Below are 18,738 nucleotides of genomic sequence, written 5' to 3' on the forward strand. Positions count from 1 at the left end.
TGGAAGCGTTCACTGATCATCCAGCCTTCAAAGGTCCGTTTTTTTTGCGGGATCTCATTGCAAATCACGAAACTGACTGTTTTCGGTTTGTGGGCGGTTGATTAGCCGGAACAGACAATTTCCAGTCAGCGGAGAAAATGACACCATGGCTTACCAGACGGTCAATCCTTTCACCGAACAAACTGTAAAAACGTACCCCGAACACACGGATGCGCAGGCATTCGAAGCTCTCGGTAGAGCTGATGCAGCTTTCAAGTCAGCTGACTGGGGTCAGGGGCCGATCGAGAAGCGACTATCTGTATTATCGAAAATTGCAGATCTCTTTGATGAGCGCGCTGATGATTTGGCGCATGCCGCGAGCATCGAAATGGGCAAGCGGTTTTCTGATGCGAAAGAGGAAGTTAAACTCTGCGGCGGTATTGCACGCTTTTATGCTGATCACGCAAAAGAGCAGCTGAAGCCTACACCCTGCGAGACGTCTCTTGGAGAGGCGTGGATCGAAAATGCGCCGATCGGAACGCTCGTTGCTGTAGAACCATGGAATTTTCCTTTTTACCAGTTGGTCCGTGTTGTTGCGCCAGCGTTCGCGGTAGGGAATTCCGTTCTCATCAAGCACGCGGAAATTGTCCCGCATTGCGCAGAGCTTTTCGAAACCCTCGTTCGTGACGCAGGCGCGCCGGACGGTGCCTGCGTCAACCTGTTCATAACGCCTGACCAGGTCGCGGCTCTCATCGGCGATGACAGAGTGCAAGGCGTTGCGCTTACAGGCTCAGAACGCGCTGGCGCAGCGGTGGCGGCTACCGCGGCCAAGCATCTGAAGAAGTCCACTCTTGAACTGGGCGGCATGGATATCTTTGCAGTTCTAGATGACGCTGACCTCGCCCGCGCAATCAAAATTGGCTCCGCAGCACGGCTCTCAAACGCTGGACAGGTTTGTACGGCGGCCAAGCGCTTTATTGTGCATGAGAAAGTTGCAGACGCGTTTATTGCTGGCCTGAAAACAGAGTTTGAAAAAGCCCGTTTGGGCGACCCTCTGGATCCGGCAACCACGCTGCAACCGATGTCGTCTAAGGCCGCATTGGAAACAATCGCCAAGCAAGTGGACGAAGCTGTGAAGCATGGTGCTCAAGTTCTGACGGGCGGAAAGGTCGCTGATCGGACCGGTTTCTTCTACGAACCCACCATTCTGACCGGTATCGACAAGAACAGTCCTTCGTTTAAATCGGAGTTCTTCGGACCGGTGGCGCAGGTTTATGTTGTGAAAAGCGAAGACGAACTGGTTGCGTTAGCCAACGACTCTCCATACGGCCTCGGTGGATCGGTATTCTCGAAAGATCATGAACACGCCAAGAAGCTTGCCTCTCAGATAGAAACCGGCATGGTTTTTATTAACCAATGGACCAGCACGGCGCCGGAACTTCCTTTTGGTGGGGTCAAGCGATCTGGCTATGGACGTGAACTGGGCGACCTTGGGATTATGGAGTTTGTTAATCGCAAGTTGGTCGTTGTCGCGCACGGCTAACAGCCTGCTAGACCCACGTCTGCGCTTTTATCTGGTGCTCGTTATTATGAGCGCTGGATAAAACCGCGTAACCTGATGCCCGCTCTATTTGTCATAGTTTATGTTTGTATCACCAGCCTCTCTCCGCGCAGTCTCTGCAAGTGAGCGCCGGTAAAGAACAATGAAAGGTTTCCATAGCCCTCAGACTATGGAACAGACGACTTCTTCCAAATTTCAGTGACTGGCGATTGAGATGATTGACGCTGTCATTTCAACGCGTAAACCGTCGGGATCGTAGTAAAGTTCGGTCTTCCCTTGATGTCCCAGGCCAGCCTGTAACAGGCGAATTCCGAAACCTGTCCGGTTTGGGACAGTCACCGATGGGCCGTCAGTTTCCTGCCAGGTCAGCATCATAGCTGACTCTGGTCCATACCCTTCGATCGTCCAGTTCAAACTCACGATCCCATCAGGGACACTCAGCGCGCCATGCTTCAGGGCATTCGTGGCCAGTTCATGAAGGACCATTGAGAAGGATGTTGCCGTATCGGGCCCAAGGCAAAGGAAAGGTCCGTTCACTTTCACCCTTCCTTCCAAGCCGAGCGGCGTCATGACTGCTACCGTCAGACTGGCAAGGTCTGTAGATTGCCAGTTTCTTCTCATCAATTGATCATGCGCTGAACCTAGCGCAATCAGTCGCGCGGTGAATGTTGTGAGCGCGCTCTGATCCTCAACACCTCGAAAACCCTGATGGGCCAGGCTCTGAACAATGCTAAGCGTGTTCTTCAAGCGATGAAGGATTTCATGGTTAATCAGATCCTGCCGGGACAGAGTATCCCACTCATCCAGGCCTGCAAAAATTCTATCGGCAGCAGTACGGATAAAAGACGTCTCGTCTACTGTCCATTCTCGAGGCTGAGAGCTATGAACAAAAAGGCAGCCCGTCAGGTCTCCTCCCCTTATTTTCGGGACCAGTACCTGCGCAACGACATTCACGGACTGATAGGCGGCCTGCTCCACACTCATCCACGACGTATGGGTGATATCATCCAGAATGAAGACGGAACCTCCGCGAAGGAAATCTGACGTATGTCGAAAGGCTTCGAATGAGAATTCTCCGCTGATGGGCGGCATGTCATCCGCACACCAACTCTGCTCCACAGTGAAGCGCTCTTCCCGCATGGAAATGCGGGCGAAACCAACGCGCTGCGCATCAAGGCGATTTCCAAGCAACTGACATGTTTCCTGAAGGGCCTTCTGGCGCGTTTCGGCAGTACGAAGGGCATCACCAATGGCGAGAAGCGTTGTCAGTCTGGCAGTCGCATTTCTTTCGGGTGTAACGTCCTGAAGAGTTCCGATCAGCCGGATCGGGCGCCCGGCTTCGTCATGGTCCAGAATACCCTGACGGAGAACCCATCGCTCTTTTCCGTCGCTGGCCCGAAGAATGCGGTACTGCAACCTCAAAGGAGCAGTTCCTTCAAGAATTCGATTAAGAGTGGGTATCGTCACCTTGTCATCGGGATGGATCAGGGCAATCCATTGCTCTGCCGAAAGAGTAGGAATGAGATCGATGCCTGCAATCCGGCAGACCTCGGGCGACACGGTGATGTCTCCCGACACCAGATCATACTCATAGATACCTATGCCGCCAGCCGCTCCTGCTGCTTGTTGAAGCGCATATTTTTCCAGAGCATGGCGACGTTCTGCTTCGGCCTCCCGCACCCGCTTCGCAGCGCGCTGGCTGCGAAGCTGCTGAGCCGTAAAACGCCGTTCCTGAGTAACTGACGCCTGCCTCAAATCCATCAGACGCATGGACTGTCGCGCCAGTGCAGCGAGACCATCTTTCTGATGTGAGGACAAGCCATCAGATCGTGTTTCAAGATCGACAACGCACAGGGTGCCGACTACCCTTCCCTGGGTATCGAACAGTGGATAGCCCGCGTAAAACCGTAGTCTAGGCACACCGCAGACAAGTGTGTTCTTCTGGGTGTAAGGATCTGCCAGCATGTCAGGAATAACAACCGGAACCTTACGGGCAATCACTTGCCCACATCCTGAATTTGCAAGCGGACCGAAAGGCTGATCTGTGCCGACACGGGCTGAAAACCACAGTCTGTCCTGATCGAGAATACTGACAAGGGCTATGGGAGTTTGACACAGTGCAGCGGCTGCCACCGCGATGTCATTCAGGTCCGCGTCGGAAAAGGCCGACAGATCTCCGTAGGCATTCACCCGGTCAAGTCCGTCGGCAGAGCCCATTCTCAAGGTATGTCCAAATCCTGCATGGTATCTAGCATACCGCGACTGGTGCCTACCTCCAATCCTGTTTTGGAAGAACGCACCCTCAAATATGAGGGCTTTCATACGTCCGGAGTAGAACTGCCAATAAGTTGTATCTGGAGGGAGCATCGTTTGAGACAAAAAACCTCCCTGGCCAGCTTTGGCAAGGGAGGAAGAGGCCAGCTAAAGTGTAGGCAATGGACCCCTTGGACGATCAGCCATTGATGATCATGCCGCCGTTCACATGAAGTGTCTGCCCAGTCACGAATGATGCATCGTTACTCGCGAGGTAAACATATGCTGGGCCAAGCTCGGAGGGGTCTCCACAACGTCCCATGGGTGTATCTTTCCCAAGATCTGCGACAGACTGCGGGTCAACTGGCCCCCAGCTTGCTGGCTGTAGAGGAGTCCAGACCGGGCCAGGAGCGACGGCATTCACACGAATGCCTTTTGAGACAAGCTGAAGCGCCAGCGCACGCGTGAAACCCATTTCCGCAGCTTTGGTGGTTGAATAAGCCAAGAGGGCTTTGTTCCCGGCGAACGCGTTGATGGAGGACGTGTTGATGATAGCACTTCCATTCGCTAGATGCGGGAGCGCGGCACGGACCAGATAGAAATATCCGTTGATATTGGTGTCCATGTGTTTTTGCCACTCTTGGTCCGATATGGCGCTGATATCTTCCTGAACGATCTGGACGCCAGCATTGTTGACAAGAATATCAAGTCCTCCAAGCTCCTTGACCGTCTTCTCCACCGCTGAGTTACAGGTTTGACTTGAAGAGACATCACCCGCGATAGCAAGGCCTTTGCGGCCCTCCTTTTCAATCAGGCGAATAGTCTCTTTCGCATCTTCATGTTCTTCAAGGTAAAGGATTGCAACATCAGCCCCTTCACGGGCGAAGTGTAAGGCTGCAGCACGTCCAATCCCGCTGTCTCCGCCGCTGATCAGTGCTTTTTTTCCGGTGAGCTTTCCGCTTCCTTTGTAACCGGCACGGATATGCTCCGCTTTAGGCTGCATTAGTCCTTCAAGGCCGGGCTGATGATCCTGCGACTGGGGAAGAATATGGTCAGGCATGCAACTATCACTCCACAAAGGATGATGCGCCTAAAACAAGGGCGCTCCTGACATAATCAACATCCAGAACTTCAAAGTGTTTCTTCGAAAAATTTTCCCTCATGGAAGGTTTACCAAGCGATGAGAAATTCGTTTGTAAGATAGATATTCTATCAAGAATATTAATTATTTTAAGTATAGATAGAACGGAATAAATCCGAAAATTGTCCAGGCGATAATGAATATGAATGGCGCCTGATGCGCAAAGAGTGCACCTCGTTGTGCTCTTCGCATCATGTCGCGTGTCTCGTCCTCATTTGGGGCAAGAGTGAAATCAGTCAGTGCCGGGCTGCGCTGATGTAACATACGCTGCTTTCCCTCCCATTTACCAATCGCAGCGTATGCCGCGCGGATACCCGGAAGTGCCATCGCTGCCAGAACAAATCCCAATAGCGAAAACAGGGGCGGCAGAAGAAGAACCATGCTGTCTCCCCACCTTTTTGTAGAGCCCGTCATGGCTGTTGCGTAGGCAATGACAAGAAATGCCTGTGAACCAAGAAGAGCCTGCAAGCGACCGTTTACAACTTCAGTCTCAAACCGGATCTCCGAGCGGTAAAACGCTAGTAACTCGTTGTCTGTCGGATGACCCTGCGCCACGATCTGGCTGGTGTCGGGGGACGGTGACGCTGTTTCTACCATCAGGACCTTCTGCAAAACTGTAATGATGTTTAGCGCGAGGGTATCCTTCAAGTTTCCTGCAAAGCAGGTTTCAGAAAGTATCTCGGTCTGTAATTATGGTTAGTGCGAGTGATTTTCCTCGATCCATAAGGCTATGCGGGCAATAGAAGAGCTCGTTCCATTACCCGTAAATCATAACGCGGGCGTCAGTAGCGCTGCGGAACCAGCATGGTCTCTGGCGTGGGCTCACGCTCATAGTCGGGATGGAATACACGCTCGGGAAGAACAACTTCCGGGCGGCTGATAGGTTCGTAAGGCAGAAGAGACAGGAAGTGAGCAATACAGTTCAGGCGCGCGCGCTTTTTGTCTACTGCCGGTACAACCCACCAGGGAGCTTCCGGAATGCTGGATCGTTCGAGCATGATTTCCTTGGCTACCGTGTAGCTTTCCCAGCGACGACGGCTTTCAAGGTCCATCGGGCTGAGTTTCCATTGCTTCAATGGGTCTTCAATGCGGGCGCGGAAGCGTGCTTCCTGCTCTTCGTCCGTGATCGAGAACCAGAATTTGATCACCCGAATGCCGCTGCGGACGAGCATGCGCTCAAATTCTGGCACTGATCGGAAGAATTCTTCGTATTCCTCGTCGGTGCAGAACCCCATGACACGTTCAACGCCAGCGCGGTTATACCAACTGCGGTCAAACAGCACGATCTCGCCTGCTGCGGGAAGATGCGCAACATAGCGCTGGAAATACCATTGTGTCCGTTCACGGTCATTAGGCGCCGGAAGCGCTGCCACCCGACAGATCCGCGGGTTCAGCCTCTGGGTAATCCGCTTGATCGCACCACCTTTCCCGGCAGCATCACGGCCTTCGAAAACGACAACAACGCGTTCTCCCGTTGCCTTGACCCAATCCTGAAGTTTGATGAGCTCGGCTTGCAGGCGAATGAGCTCGCGAAAATAGGTACGGCGGAACGCACGATCTGCAGGATCAAGCCCCTCGCCCTCATTTTCTTCCAGCGAAAGTTCGAATTCTTCATCCAAATCGTCGATGATTTCGTAGCGCATACGTTCCCGCGCCTGTTCGGCCGAAGAGTTGGCGCTGAAATCGTGGTCCTGCGTCATGGATAAGTTCCTTTATCACCGACCTTCAAGGCCGTGAAAGAAACCATACTGTGGAAACCAGACTGAGAGTTTGAAGGTTAATTGACATTACGTTAGCCACTTTTCAGAACGTCGTCGTCATATTCAAGCCAAGAACAGCGCCTTCTGAGGCCACTGCTTGACCCTTTTGTGGTTCCTGACCTCCAATATGCCAGAAATACTGGAAATCAGGCTGAACAGTCAGGTAATCGCGAACCGGAATTTGCCAGGTAAGTTCAATATGATCTTCCGGTACGAGCAGTCTGGCGGAGCTGTCTGCGAGGCGTATCGTATCTTTGACGTTGTCTCGTGCACGGTGCCCGTAAAAGCTGGTTCCCCACCCAATTCCAACAACATCATTGGGCCGAGACGGCACAAAACCCTGAAACGTCAGCCCAGCTTCCACTTCATTTGTAAATCGGTTGCGCGTCCCGCTCGCGATGGTCGCACGAACAAACGTATTGATTGCCTTTGATGGCCCCTGAACCGTTCTCCAGAGGGTTTGGTCCAGCACGATGTAACCCAGCCAGTTTCCATGGTGATATGCCGGTATTCCGGAACTGTCAGGGCTGCCCAGGAAGCCGCCACGACTGTCATATCGGGGATCAGGGAAATGGCCGGTATCGTAAAGGCCGCCGATTTTCCATGTCCCGGGGAGTGCGGGTGCATCTTTTCCTGAAAGGCTTTGGGCAGCATCGACCCAGAGCTGCGCCTCCCCTAAAAATAAGGTGCCACCGCTTGTCGAGAAACTGGTGCCCGAAGGGTCCATACGAGTAGGGCTGAGTTGACTATAAAATGGGCCTTTGGTTGGATTGTCGTCTGTGATGGCCAGCATAAGCACAAGCGGATAAGCTGGAGACCACTTGATCCGCGTCCCGACAGCCGAGAAAGGCCAGGACGGGCCGCCCGAATACAGATTGCTTGACGTCGAGAGCGGCCAGCCAAAGCTTGCATTCAGAAACAGAGAGGCGTTCTGGCTGACCAGAAATTCAGTGTCCAGATCAATTGTGCCAACGCGAATATCAAGCCGGTTTCCAAAGAAGCCCTGACCATACCAAAGCTCGAACAAACGTGTCGTCCGGCCAGCGTCATAGCCGCTCACCGGGTTTAAGGACCCAAGGCGCTCTCCCGCCAGAGACCGCCCCCTGACCTGAATGGCGCTGATATTGAGAAGGCCATCATGCCAGCCAAATGCGCGGCGGGTTGCCAGCACGAGAGTGGCGGCTGTCATGCCGTCATATGTGGGGCCCGGATGCATTCCGCCTGAGGCTAAGCCCCATATTTCCTCAACATCCTGGAGGTTGAATCTGATCCCTTTTCGGCCCAGCCAGGCTCGTGCTCCACCTGCATTGCCCAACAACTCCGTTCCTGTGTCTTCCGGTGGAAGAACGAAGCCCGGTGCCGGAGATGGTAACGGTACGCCTGACGGTAAAACGTCAGTTACGAGAGGTGCCGCTGCCGCCTCGGCTTTCCCGAAAAACGAATGGAAAATGCTACTGAAAACTACAAGGTGTGCCAGTGAGCGCATTTTCCCAAGCATGCGGAGATCCCGTCAAAAACCTGGAGAAGTTATGCCTCCCTCTATAATTAGTGGCCTTCTCAGCCTTGCGGTGCCGTGTGCGATAAAAAGACGACGATACTGAGCACTCGTAAGCACGACGGTCCCCTCATTCCGAGATGCCGGAAGGCACAATTCATTCACAGAAATGAGAGGAAAATGGGAGTGAAGTTATTATGACTTTGCCAGCCTCGCTCAGGGCCACTTTGCAAGGATTTTGTTTTTTACATCGTTCGGCAGCGGGATGTAATCCAGATCCTGAAGGGCCTTATCGCCGCGACGCAGCCCATAGGTGAAAAATGCCTTCACTGCACTTGCCGTCGTCTGGTCTGATGGATGAACCGGGACGAGCACGAACGTTGCGCTCATGATCGGCCAGTTTTTTGAGCCGCCGGCGTCCAGTAAGCTCACCGCGTAATGATCCGTGTGCTGCCAGCCTGCGCTGTAAGCAGAGCTTTTGAAAGCGGCTGTCTCCGGGATGACGAACTGGCCTGAATGATTTTTCAATTTTACTGTGTTTAGATGATTTCGGCGCGCAAAGGCATATTCTACAAATCCAATCCCGCCAATGCTCTGACGCACACTTGCCGCCACACCATCATTGCCGCGTGCCTCGGCCCCCTCGCCCCATGATCCGGGCTTCCAGGATGGCGACTGTGTGCGAAGGTAGTCTGAAAAGACTTGGCTGGTTCCGGATGCCTCTTCACGATGAACTGGCAGGACATCCAGGTCCGGGAGGCGAAGATCGGGATTCAGGGCGCGAATGTGCGGATCGTTCCAGGAAGTAATGTCGCCTCTAAAAAGGGCGACGAGCGTTGAGCCATCCAGCCGCATCTGGTCAGCCCCTACGCCGGGAACATTGATGACTACGACGATAGCTCCGATCGCGGTTGGAAACTGATAAAGCCCCTGCATACCAAGAATATTTTCTGGAAGAGGAATATCTGAGGCCCCGAAATCCACCTTGTGCGCCATGACAAGTTTCTGCCCGTCTCCTGATCCCACAGTGCGATATTTCAGGGACAGGCCAGCTTGAGATGGAAGACTGTCACTCCATGCTCGATACAAAGGCGCAGCGAAGCTTGATCCTGCGCCAGCAATGGGAGCTGAATATGCAGCGCCGCAAATCATGAAGAGAAGCACGAGCATCACTTTGCGTGCCAAAACTCTTTTCGAGAGAAACATGCGCACCGACACTCCGTCTGCTCAGGAATTTTCTGCGCATATCACTGAGGAAGACCGTGTGACTATGCTCTTCCAACACATCAAAAAAGACAGTTTTGAGACAAGTGTTTCGGAGTGTCTGCGTGAAATAGTCCACGAGAGGGTTTAGAGTGCCCTCTCATGGATCTGGTCGACCTTTTGAGCGTGACTTCCCTGTGCTCAGAAAGATGCGTTCACCCGCCCAAAATAATATCCGCCGGTGAATGGCACCTGGTTCGAGAACTGATCATACATGCTGCCACCTGCAGAAATCAGCTGGTCAGGCAGCTTGCGAGGGCGAACATTGAAAATATTGTTTGCGCCCACTGCGACATGAACGTGTGACGTGACGCGATAGCCGATCTCCAGATCTGTTAGCCAGCGCGGCGTATTCTTGAACTGTGCGAAACAACTGTTGGAGTAACGTAGCGCTCCACCTTTCGAGCATGTGGCTGAAGCTGGTGTCCAGTCCTGATACGTCATCATTCCCGTCGTTTCACCATAACGGCTCTGGCGGATGTTTACGTCCCAATCGCCGACAGTCCACAGGGCATTCAGGATCATTTTGCTGCGTGGGGTCGCGGTCGTGATGTAGGCAATCGTCTGATCGTTTAGCAGCGGGGTCCCGATCGATGAAATACCATTATGATGCAGACGGGTCAGGTTGAAATTTACCGCAGCTGTCAGGGCGATATTGCCCCATTGATGCATATGAACGAGGTAATCGGCTTTCAGGTCCAGCCCCTGTGTGCGTGTGCTTGCACCGTTGGACAGGAAGTAAGCGGACGAAGCCGCCGCATTGGTTGCTGTTGGTGAGACGTCGAACCCGAACGAACGGATGGCATCCAGCGCCTGTGCTCCGCGCACCGTTCCACCCTGCACAATGCGATCGCGTAGGTTGATCTGGTATACGTCAGCTTCGACATGGAGGCCGCGTACCGGTTCCATGGTAAAGCCGCCGCTGGCATTCACTGAGCGCTCAGGTTTCAGCCCCGATGCACCGAGAGACCTTGCAGCGGCCGATTCAACCGGGAGCTGGCCTCCGACGCTGCCTGTTCCAGCGAAAATGCTCAGACGGCTGAAGTGGGATTCCTGTAATGTCGGAGCGCGAAAGCCGTTGCTGATCGTGCCTCGGAGTGCGAACCTGCGAGACACATCATATCGTGCCGAAATCTTTCCGTTTTCGGTGTTATTTGTGTCTGTGTAATACTCATATCGGCCAGCGATATCGATCGAAAGCTTGGTTGTGGGCCGTAGCGTCGTGTCGACATACGCTGAGTACACATTGCGATACCATGTCCCTGCGGATTGGGGTGGAATGCCGGCGTGCTCTACTGGTCCCCCATCAAGATAGGATTCCGGATTGCCCGAGATGATCTGATAGGAATCCAGCCGATGCTCCCCACCAAAGGCAAGGCTTACAGGCATCCCCATAACCGTAAAGCTGCGTCGCAGATCGAGATTGTTGGTCCATTGTGCGTTCTTCTGGGTGTAGTCCCAGAATTTGGACGGTGAATATCCTGTCCGGGTCAGCATCCCGATGTTGACGTTGTCACGAATGCTGATCCGGGAGTTATCGCCCCCGTAAACTGTAGAAAGATTCCAGTCGAACCCAGCAAAATCATGGCCCTTCAAACCAAGGGTGACGCCATAGTCGAGTTCGTCATCGCCCGTGATCGGACGCAACTCGTCAATTCCCATGGCGGGCACGACGTAAGGGTATTTGTAGGCCCGCATGCCTGCATGGCGATAGGCCAGAGTGGCCTGTCCATAAAGCTCGATGTCAGCCCCGAGTGGCTTTCCGAAGTTCAGGCCGAAATTCTCGCGCGTTTCTTCAGGGGTGCTCAGATAATCGGTCTTGCGACCTTTCCACTTTTCTGAGCCTGGCTTAACACCAACAAAGTAGTTTTTTGTATCGGCACCCGCTGGCCAGTAGCCAAGGAGCGCGTGATCCGGCCCCCACGCGACTGCATGTTCGCTGTGATAGATCTGCGCGCCAAGGTGTACATAGCCATCGCGACCAAGTTTGAAGCCGCCGTCTGCATTGAGCTGGAACTGTTCTCCGCTCCCAAGATATGCATTGGCTCCACCCTGTCCTGATAACGACAGGCCGTGATCCTTCTTTTTGGTTATGATATTGACCACACCGGCAATCGCATCCGAGCCATACATCGCGGCGGCGCCGTCTTCAAGAATTTCGATATGATCGATCATGTTCTCGGGAAGCATGTTGAGATCGACACCCGAAGACGCAAATTGCGGGCCTGGCTTTTGCACAATGTTCGCAGTGCTATGCCGACGCTTTCCATCTACCAGAACAAGCGTCTCATTCGGTCCTAGTCCCCTCATCTGGATGGATGACACCAGTGAGTTGGTATTCGATCCGCGAGCGCTCATCGTGATTGATGGATAGATGCGCGTCAGCGCATTGGCGACGTTCATTTCGGCTGAACGCGCAAGGGCCGCCGATGAGATGATGACGACGGGGCTGATGCTTTGGCGAGCCTTGACGTGGGATTCACGCGTTCCCGTTACGATGACCTGTTCGCTCTCGTTTTCATGGGCAGTCGTCGTTTGTTTTGATTTTCCTTTGGCCTTAGCAGGTTTGTCGTCTGTCGTGGTTTGACTGGAGAGCGGTTGAGCCTGCGCGGGCACCAGGAATGCGCCGGTAGCAGTTGTTGCAACCAGAATTAAAACCGTTTTTTTCATCGGAATGTTTCCCAAAAACGCTATTTGTAACGCCTTGGTACGGATTGTTAGTTGGAAGAAATAAAGCAGAAAAGTTAAGGTTTTGTGTCATTATTATTATGTTTCTGGTGTATTTTTTAATATTTCTATATTATTATTTCAACATAATATTTGAAATAATAATAAACAATTATGATATACTTTGAATAATTGAGAGCTGTCTGTGACCTTTGCAAGGTATGTGTGCTGCATATGCTGCGTCAGCAGATACAGAAAATTACGCTCTCTGCCGGGTCACGGTTATGCCTCGAACGTGAATAGGTGCGCACTCGGCGATGATGACAGCGGAGCACAAACTTGGTCCGCCTAATCCTATTTTTGGGACTTCCCATTCGTCATTTTTCGAAAATTGGCTCTTTTCCGGGGCCGGAACGCAGCAAACTTCGTGACAAAATATCATTAACTTTCGTTTGAATTGACGAAATTTGAGGACTTTCTCTTCGTGAAATTATTATAAAAACTGTGTAAATATATGATTCCAAAAGAACTTATTAAAGTTTTTTCTATGCTGTCCACTGGGGTGTCAACTTTTTTTTTACCTTTGGAAAATTCATCCATATTCCGGCCCCTCAAAATTGTGTCTCTATCTCCATGACAAGATTCTGCAAACAATCTGGATGGAGCCATATTCTGTTAAATTCGCCCTTTTACACAGGGCTGGTTGCACTAGCCGCCAGCGATCGAATTTTACAGATATCAAAGAAATTCTGACTGTCCGTCCGCAGGGTCACAAAGAAACACCATCGAGAAGTTTGAATTTCTCACGCTCTGGGTGGTTGTACCGTTAACGAATTCTCTTGGAGGGAATTATGAGCCACGTAACGAACGGCGTTCTGTATGTTGATGATACCGTCAACGGAGGAACAAACCCTGGAAGTTTCTATACTTCAAGCTTCTCTTCGGTATCTGTGTCTTCTGGTGGTACTTACGGAAGCGCTTCGATTGTGTCTGGTGGCACAGTCGTCGTCCAGAGCGGTGGCTCAGCGTTCAATGATACGGTCTCGTCAGGCGGCGTATTGACGATCTCTGCCGGTGGTAGCGGGAGTTATATCAGCCTGGCTGCGGGCGCGACATTCAATGTCGGCACTAACTACGATAACCAGCACATGACTTCCCTGACAGCTGTGTCAGGAACAAAAATTAACGTCTTGTCCGGTGGCATTCTCTCCAACGCAGACGCAGGTTCCTCTGGAACCATCGTTGTTAATGCTGGCGGAATTCTACGAAACGCTATCGTTTCCAAAGGCGGCGGGCTGGCAGTAACTGGAACAGCTTCCAACACAACCATTAATAATGGCGGTGTAATGGATATCAGCTCCGGCGGTCTGGCCTTCGGGGGCACCATCAATAACGGCGGCCAGGTCTTTGTAGGCTCTGGTGCGACCCTTTCAAGTGTGATCATCAACACTGGCGCTTCCGCTGTTGTCTCCGCAGGCGCCTCGACCGGCGCCCTGAAACTGAATGGCGGCACGCTCGATACGTATGTTGTCCCCTCGTTTGTCGCCGGTGGAGTTGTTAGCGGGACACTAATCTTTGAAAGCGGGGTCAAAGACGGCGGCTACCAGAAGCTTGGAACTGGGGTCACAATCAACCTGAAATCTGGAGCTGCTCTTTCCAACAGCACCATCGGTTCGGGCAATACTGTTGCAGTTTATTCGGGCGCTACCGCGAGTGGACTGGTTATTAGCGGCGGTGGTCTCGGCGTTCAGGGTGCGACATCAAACACGACCGTTATCAGCGGTGGCGTGGTGGATGTTGGATCTGGGGGCAACGCTACAGGAAACACAGTCAGCAATGGCGGGTACCTCTACGCTGAGTCTGGTGGCACGATTGGCACCACCACCCTTCAGAGCGGTGCAATCCTGAGCGCTAAGGCTGGATCAACGATCTCGGGTACTGTCACGGCCGCCAAGGGTGCTACACTAACAATCCCAACAACTGCTGGTGGCACCATCGACCTGCAGGGTAATGGGAATGTTGGCCTGACCATCACAGGTTCGGGTAACCCGACGACGGTTATCTCCGGTTTCTCGGAAGATAAGACGGCAGGAACCGCAGACGGCATCACGCTGACGAACGTCAAAACCGCCAACGTCGCTTCCGTCACCTATCCTGACGCTGACCATGTCACGTTCACGCTCAAGGACGGTTCAGCCGTCACGCTGAACATCATTGGCGTCCAGAACGTGGGCTATACGCTGGCTTCAGACAGCAGCGGCGATCTTGTTTATGAAGTGTGCTTCCTGGCAGACACCCTGATCGCAGGCCCGAATGGCAATATTGCCGTCCAGGATCTTGCACCAGGCGACACCGTCACGTCCTATCGCGACGGTCAGGCCTACAGCAGCACGGTTTCCTGGGCAGGTAAGGCACATTGCGTCGTCCGTCCGGAAAAGGCTGATGATGAGGCCGGGTATCCAGTGCGGATCCTTGAAAACGCGATTGCTCTGGGTGTTCCCTTCCAGGACATGCTCGTGACGTCTGAACATTGCCTCTTCCTGGATGGCAAGTTCATTCCGGCCCGCATGCTCGTCAACGGTCGTTCGATCTATTATGACAAGTCCTTCACGTCCTATGACTATTTCCACATTGAGACGGAAGATCACTCGGTCATCATGGCAAACGGTGCACTGACCGAGAGCTATCTTGATACGGGCAACCGTCGTGCGTTCGAACAGAAGAGCAATGTCTTCATGTTCGGCCAAAAGGCGAAGTCCTGGGAGAACGATGCTGCTGCTGCTCTGACCGTATGCCGTGATCTGGTTGAGCCTGTTTACCGTCAGATCGAACAGCGTGCGCAGGAGCTGCAGTTCGCAGTTCAGGCACCGGCTGCTACGACAGTCACGGAAAGCGACTTGCATCTGGTGTCTGATCGCGGTCACCGCATCCAGCCGCTCCGCACGGTCGATAACCGCGTCATGTTTATGATCCCGAGCGACGTGTCTTCGGTTCGCATCGTTTCGAACAGCAGCCGTCCGGCTGATGCGATTGGCCCGTTTGTTGACGACCGTCGTATGCTGGGTGTGTTGATTGGCGATGTTTCGTTCTTCGACAGTGGCGTCACGGTAAACATCAAGACGCACCTCACGAAGGAAAATCTGAGCGGCTGGCACAGCGTGGAGCACATCCCGATGCGCTGGACGAACGGCAACGCCTATCTTCCGCTTGGTGCACGCCTGCCGGGTGGCATCGGTCTTCTTGCCATCAAGGTCGAGGCTGCTGGCCCTTACGTTGTTGCTCCGGCAGATGACGTGGAAGTCTCTCTTAAGACAGCCTGAAGGTTATTCCCCTGCCCGTAAGAACTACGGGCAGGTTTTCCCTCCCAGCTTATTCAAAGTTTTTGCTTTGGCTGGGAGGTTCTTAATATTCAAAGACTAAAGAGTAAGATTTACTAAATCAGTTTCGTGCAAGTCGAAGATGACATTCTTTATTTGCAAGAATGCGGTCGCTTCATTCTGCTTGGCAGATATCCAAATTTTCTCTGAAAAGCAGCGCTGAAATGACTGACGTTGCTGTATCCAAGTTCCATCGCCGTTTCTGTTACGTTCAAACGCTCTAAAAGGCTTCGTGCGTATTCCATCCGATGGGATTGATACAGCGTATAGGGCCCGCAGCCGTACTGTCGGCTGAACAGTTCTTTAAAACGCGTGGGACTAAGGTCGCAGAGTGTCGCAAGCTGTGGGATTGTCGGAGCTTGGTCAAGACGCGCCAGAAGCGCTTTACGAGCACTTTCCAATCCATGGATTGTTTTGGCCGTTAACTGCGAACGAGCTGTTTTCTGCGTCGTAAACGCATAACCAAGCATGGTTATCGCTAATCCGTACCCCACGAGAGCTTCAGGGGACTGCGCAGCAGGAATAGTTCGCAAATAGCCAAAGAGTTGTTTGGCTATTTTCAGAGCCGGATCCTGAAGTTCGAGAGATCGCCTCTGAATTCTGGGGAGGTGCTCGATTTGCATCTGCTCCAGCAGTGGCGATGGTACGTGAATTTCAAGAGCTGAGAATTCAGCACTGTTCTCGAAGGTGAAAGACTCAGCGGAGGTGCGCGCCATAATAAGATCGCAGGCCTGAAAATGATGCACCTGACCAGCTGCCTTCATACTGCATGCCCCTGAGAGGATGACAGTACAGCGGGTGGTTGATCCTGGTTCATCAAAATAGCCATTCAACGCCCCCGCTTCGGAAGCCAGAAACCCACTTGTGAGAAGGCCACCAGCAAATCCGCAGGAATGCGGATGCAATAGAGATGTGCCTGCTACCCGGTCGGGGTGTGGTTGATGAACCTGAGTTGAACTGACTTCTGCCATCACGGCGCGGTCTTTCCTGTCCGATCGGGGTAAACAGACTGATCCGGGTAGCGGAGATAATGAGAATTATTATCATCCCGCTTCATGAAAGAAAACCTTTCCCTTCCATGGCTCAGGAGCAGCGTCCGTTTGCGGAGCGTGAGTTCACTGGCTTTCGTCTTTACGGCGCTGACGGCATTACCTGTCCCTGGATGGGCGGCCGCGTCCCCTGCGGTGAAGTGCACTCATAAGCCCGGCGACGATAGCCCGGAGACATCCTGTATCGCTGCAAAAGAGGCCCTGACCGTCTGGGGTAAGCGCGCCGCTTTCGTGAACCCCACGAGCACAACGCATCTGTCTGCACAGGACATTCAGGCATACAGAATGCAGACTTTGGGGGATATTGCCGAACGTGTCCCGAGCCTGTCATTTACCAATACAACGCCCAACAATCCGGTTCTGATGGTACGAGGACTTGGCGGCACGGAGGATGAAGGGCCGGTTCTCTACACGCCCGTCCTGATCGACGGCATACCTGTTCCCAGCTTTGCCATGGGGCAGATGTTTGATTTCAGCAATGTGGATGTCATGCGCGGCCCTCAATTGACAGAAGGGATCAACGCATTTGGGGGCATGGTTTCTGCGCAATCGCGAGACCCTGGAAATCGTCTCGGCGGGGCATTGGACTTCGAGTACGGAACGGGAAATCGCAAAAGAGCAACATTTTCTGGCGACCTTCCGATTGATGCATCCACCAGCCTCCGCCTTTCCGTGGGAGGAGAAACCGCCGATGGTTACATTCACAATCAGGCTCTGAACCGTCGAGATACTGGCGGCTGGCATGGCTGGTTTGGCCGCATCAAACTGCTGCATAAGGATAGTGCTGGCGGAGAATGGCGCTTCAGCCTGCACCATATGTTGAACCATGGCGGTAACGACTTTTTCGAAACGCCACAACATGCCCGAAATCATGTCTCTTACAACACGTCGGAAGGCGTGAATGATACCGAATATCTCATTGGTTCAGCACAATATCATCGACGCTTCAGTCAGCGCCTGATTTTGGACGTTACGTTCGGAGGAGCCTCTACCGATTGGCGTTATAGCAACCCCTACTCTGTTTTCTCTGCCAACTCTGGCTTCACGCTACCAACACGTCAGATTGGCGGGTCTGTCATGCTCTCCGGGAGTTCAGGAACACTGGACTGGAAAGGCGGGATTTACGGGCAGCAGGCTAAGCGTTGGGCACCCTATACCTTTGACATGTCGCCCTATTATGCCAGCCGTACAACTGCGACGTTGGGAACAGCCAATGTTGCCTTTATGGGGGAACTAGGGTGGCATTTCTCGAAGAGCTGGCGCCTTGTGCCATCGCTGCGTATCGAGCATGTCGATAGTTCGCTCAGCAACTGGACAAGCTCCATGAGCGGGGACACGCCTTATGCGTATAGCATGCAGGACAGCCTTCCTCGTCAGACACTCTCCAAGACCGCTCCGCTTCCGGGCCTTAAAGTCGAGTATAATCCTCAACCTTCTGGTCAATTGAGCCAGTTCGGCTGGCTGAGTTACTCCCGCTCCTTCCTGCCGCCAAATTATAGCCCTTACGGTTCCTACAGCAGTACCGTCTCGGCGCCGTATGCTTCCAGTTACGGCAATAATCTGGAACTGGGCTACCGCCTTGGAGATCTCACCGGTCGATGGTCTGTAGAGGCAACCGGATTTGCGAATTTCCTCTCAAATTTGCAGGTCTCGGCCACCAATGGTGCGGGAGAATCCCTTATCGGGACGGCTGGTACCGCCCACTCACGTGGGGTGGAAGCAACCGCACACTGGAAGCCACTCAATACACTTCAGCTTAACGCGTTCCTTGGGCTGACCTACGCCGCATATGATCGCTTCGTCTTCGGTGACTCAGATTACAGCGGCAAACAGATGGCTGGGACTCCAAGAAGCAATTTCGGTTTTTTAGGCGAATGGCATCCCGTTCCGGGATGGACCGTCAATGCCAGCGTGGTCAGGCGTGGACGAACAACCCTCTATCCCAGTAGCAGTATTCAGAATGCACCCTACATCCTGATGGATGCGCAAATCGAGAAACGCTGGAAGCATTGGAATGTCGCGCTTTACGGCCACAATCTAACCAATTCGAGCTATTTTACGCGTGGCCTGTCGGGTGGGTACGTCGTGGCCGCCAACCCGCGTCAGCTTGGCTTCCGTGTTGGGGTAAATTTCTGACATGAAGAGCGCATCCTATCTCTGTCGGAGTGACCACTCTGAAACCAGGACAACGAT

General features: G+C 53.0%; 11 protein-coding genes. 3 read left to right on the plus strand and 8 right to left on the minus strand.

Annotation, left to right across the window (positions count from 1 at the left end; translation table 11 throughout):
• The first annotated feature begins 145 nt into the window (after positions 1 to 145).
• Complete coding sequence (locus M2305_RS14015) at positions 146 to 1,522, plus strand: NAD-dependent succinate-semialdehyde dehydrogenase (RefSeq protein ID WP_264649718.1); 1,377 nt, start codon at positions 146 to 148, stop codon at positions 1,520 to 1,522.
• Between the two features lie 213 nt (positions 1,523 to 1,735).
• Here M2305_RS14015 and M2305_RS14020 read toward each other — a convergent pair whose 3' ends face one another.
• The 7 genes from M2305_RS14020 to M2305_RS14050 all read right to left on the minus strand — a co-directional run bounded on the left by M2305_RS14020 (position 1,736) and on the right by M2305_RS14050 (position 12,122).
• Complete coding sequence (locus M2305_RS14020; protein ID WP_264649719.1) at positions 1,736 to 3,757, minus strand: GAF domain-containing protein; 2,022 nt, start codon at positions 3,755 to 3,757, stop codon at positions 1,736 to 1,738.
• A 235-nt stretch (positions 3,758 to 3,992) separates the two neighbouring features.
• On the minus strand, positions 3,993 to 4,853 hold the full coding sequence (locus M2305_RS14025; protein WP_264649720.1) for a glucose 1-dehydrogenase: 861 nt from the start codon (positions 4,851 to 4,853) through the stop codon (positions 3,993 to 3,995).
• Positions 4,854 to 5,018: 165 nt separating this feature from the next.
• Positions 5,019 to 5,582: a hypothetical protein gene (locus M2305_RS14030; protein WP_099212999.1), complete on the minus strand. Its 564-nt coding sequence runs from the start codon at positions 5,580 to 5,582 to the stop codon at positions 5,019 to 5,021.
• Positions 5,583 to 5,716: 134 nt separating this feature from the next.
• Positions 5,717 to 6,634, minus strand: coding sequence for a polyphosphate kinase 2 (ppk2, locus tag M2305_RS14035; protein WP_264649721.1), 918 nt, complete (start codon positions 6,632 to 6,634; stop codon positions 5,717 to 5,719).
• A 103-nt stretch (positions 6,635 to 6,737) separates the two neighbouring features.
• Positions 6,738 to 8,192, minus strand: coding sequence for a carbohydrate porin (locus tag M2305_RS14040; protein WP_264649722.1), 1,455 nt, complete (start codon positions 8,190 to 8,192; stop codon positions 6,738 to 6,740).
• Between the two features lie 213 nt (positions 8,193 to 8,405).
• On the minus strand, positions 8,406 to 9,395 hold the full coding sequence (pstS, locus tag M2305_RS14045) for a phosphate ABC transporter substrate-binding protein PstS (RefSeq protein ID WP_264649723.1): 990 nt from the start codon (positions 9,393 to 9,395) through the stop codon (positions 8,406 to 8,408).
• A gap of 198 nt (positions 9,396 to 9,593) precedes the next feature.
• Complete coding sequence (locus tag M2305_RS14050) at positions 9,594 to 12,122, minus strand: TonB-dependent receptor plug domain-containing protein (protein WP_264649724.1); 2,529 nt, start codon at positions 12,120 to 12,122, stop codon at positions 9,594 to 9,596.
• An 848-nt stretch (positions 12,123 to 12,970) separates the two neighbouring features.
• On the opposite strand from M2305_RS14050, the gene M2305_RS14055 reads away from it, so the two are divergent.
• Positions 12,971 to 15,439: a Hint domain-containing protein gene (locus tag M2305_RS14055; RefSeq protein WP_264649725.1), complete on the plus strand. Its 2,469-nt coding sequence runs from the start codon at positions 12,971 to 12,973 to the stop codon at positions 15,437 to 15,439.
• 149 nt (positions 15,440 to 15,588) lie between these two features.
• Here M2305_RS14055 and M2305_RS14060 read toward each other — a convergent pair whose 3' ends face one another.
• Positions 15,589 to 16,329 (minus strand): helix-turn-helix transcriptional regulator, encoded by a 741-nt coding sequence (locus M2305_RS14060; protein ID WP_264649726.1) that lies wholly within the window; start codon positions 16,327 to 16,329, stop codon positions 15,589 to 15,591.
• A 276-nt stretch (positions 16,330 to 16,605) separates the two neighbouring features.
• Here M2305_RS14060 and M2305_RS14065 point away from each other — a divergent pair, with 276 nt between their 5' ends.
• The gene (locus M2305_RS14065) at positions 16,606 to 18,681 is read left to right on the plus strand and encodes a TonB-dependent receptor (protein WP_264649727.1); all 2,076 of its coding nucleotides are present in this window, start codon (positions 16,606 to 16,608) and stop codon (positions 18,679 to 18,681) included.
• Positions 18,682 to 18,738 lie beyond the last annotated feature (57 nt).

It is taken from the genome of Gluconobacter cerinus, assembly GCF_025961355.1.
GTDB classification, from domain to species: domain Bacteria; phylum Pseudomonadota; class Alphaproteobacteria; order Acetobacterales; family Acetobacteraceae; genus Gluconobacter; species Gluconobacter cerinus.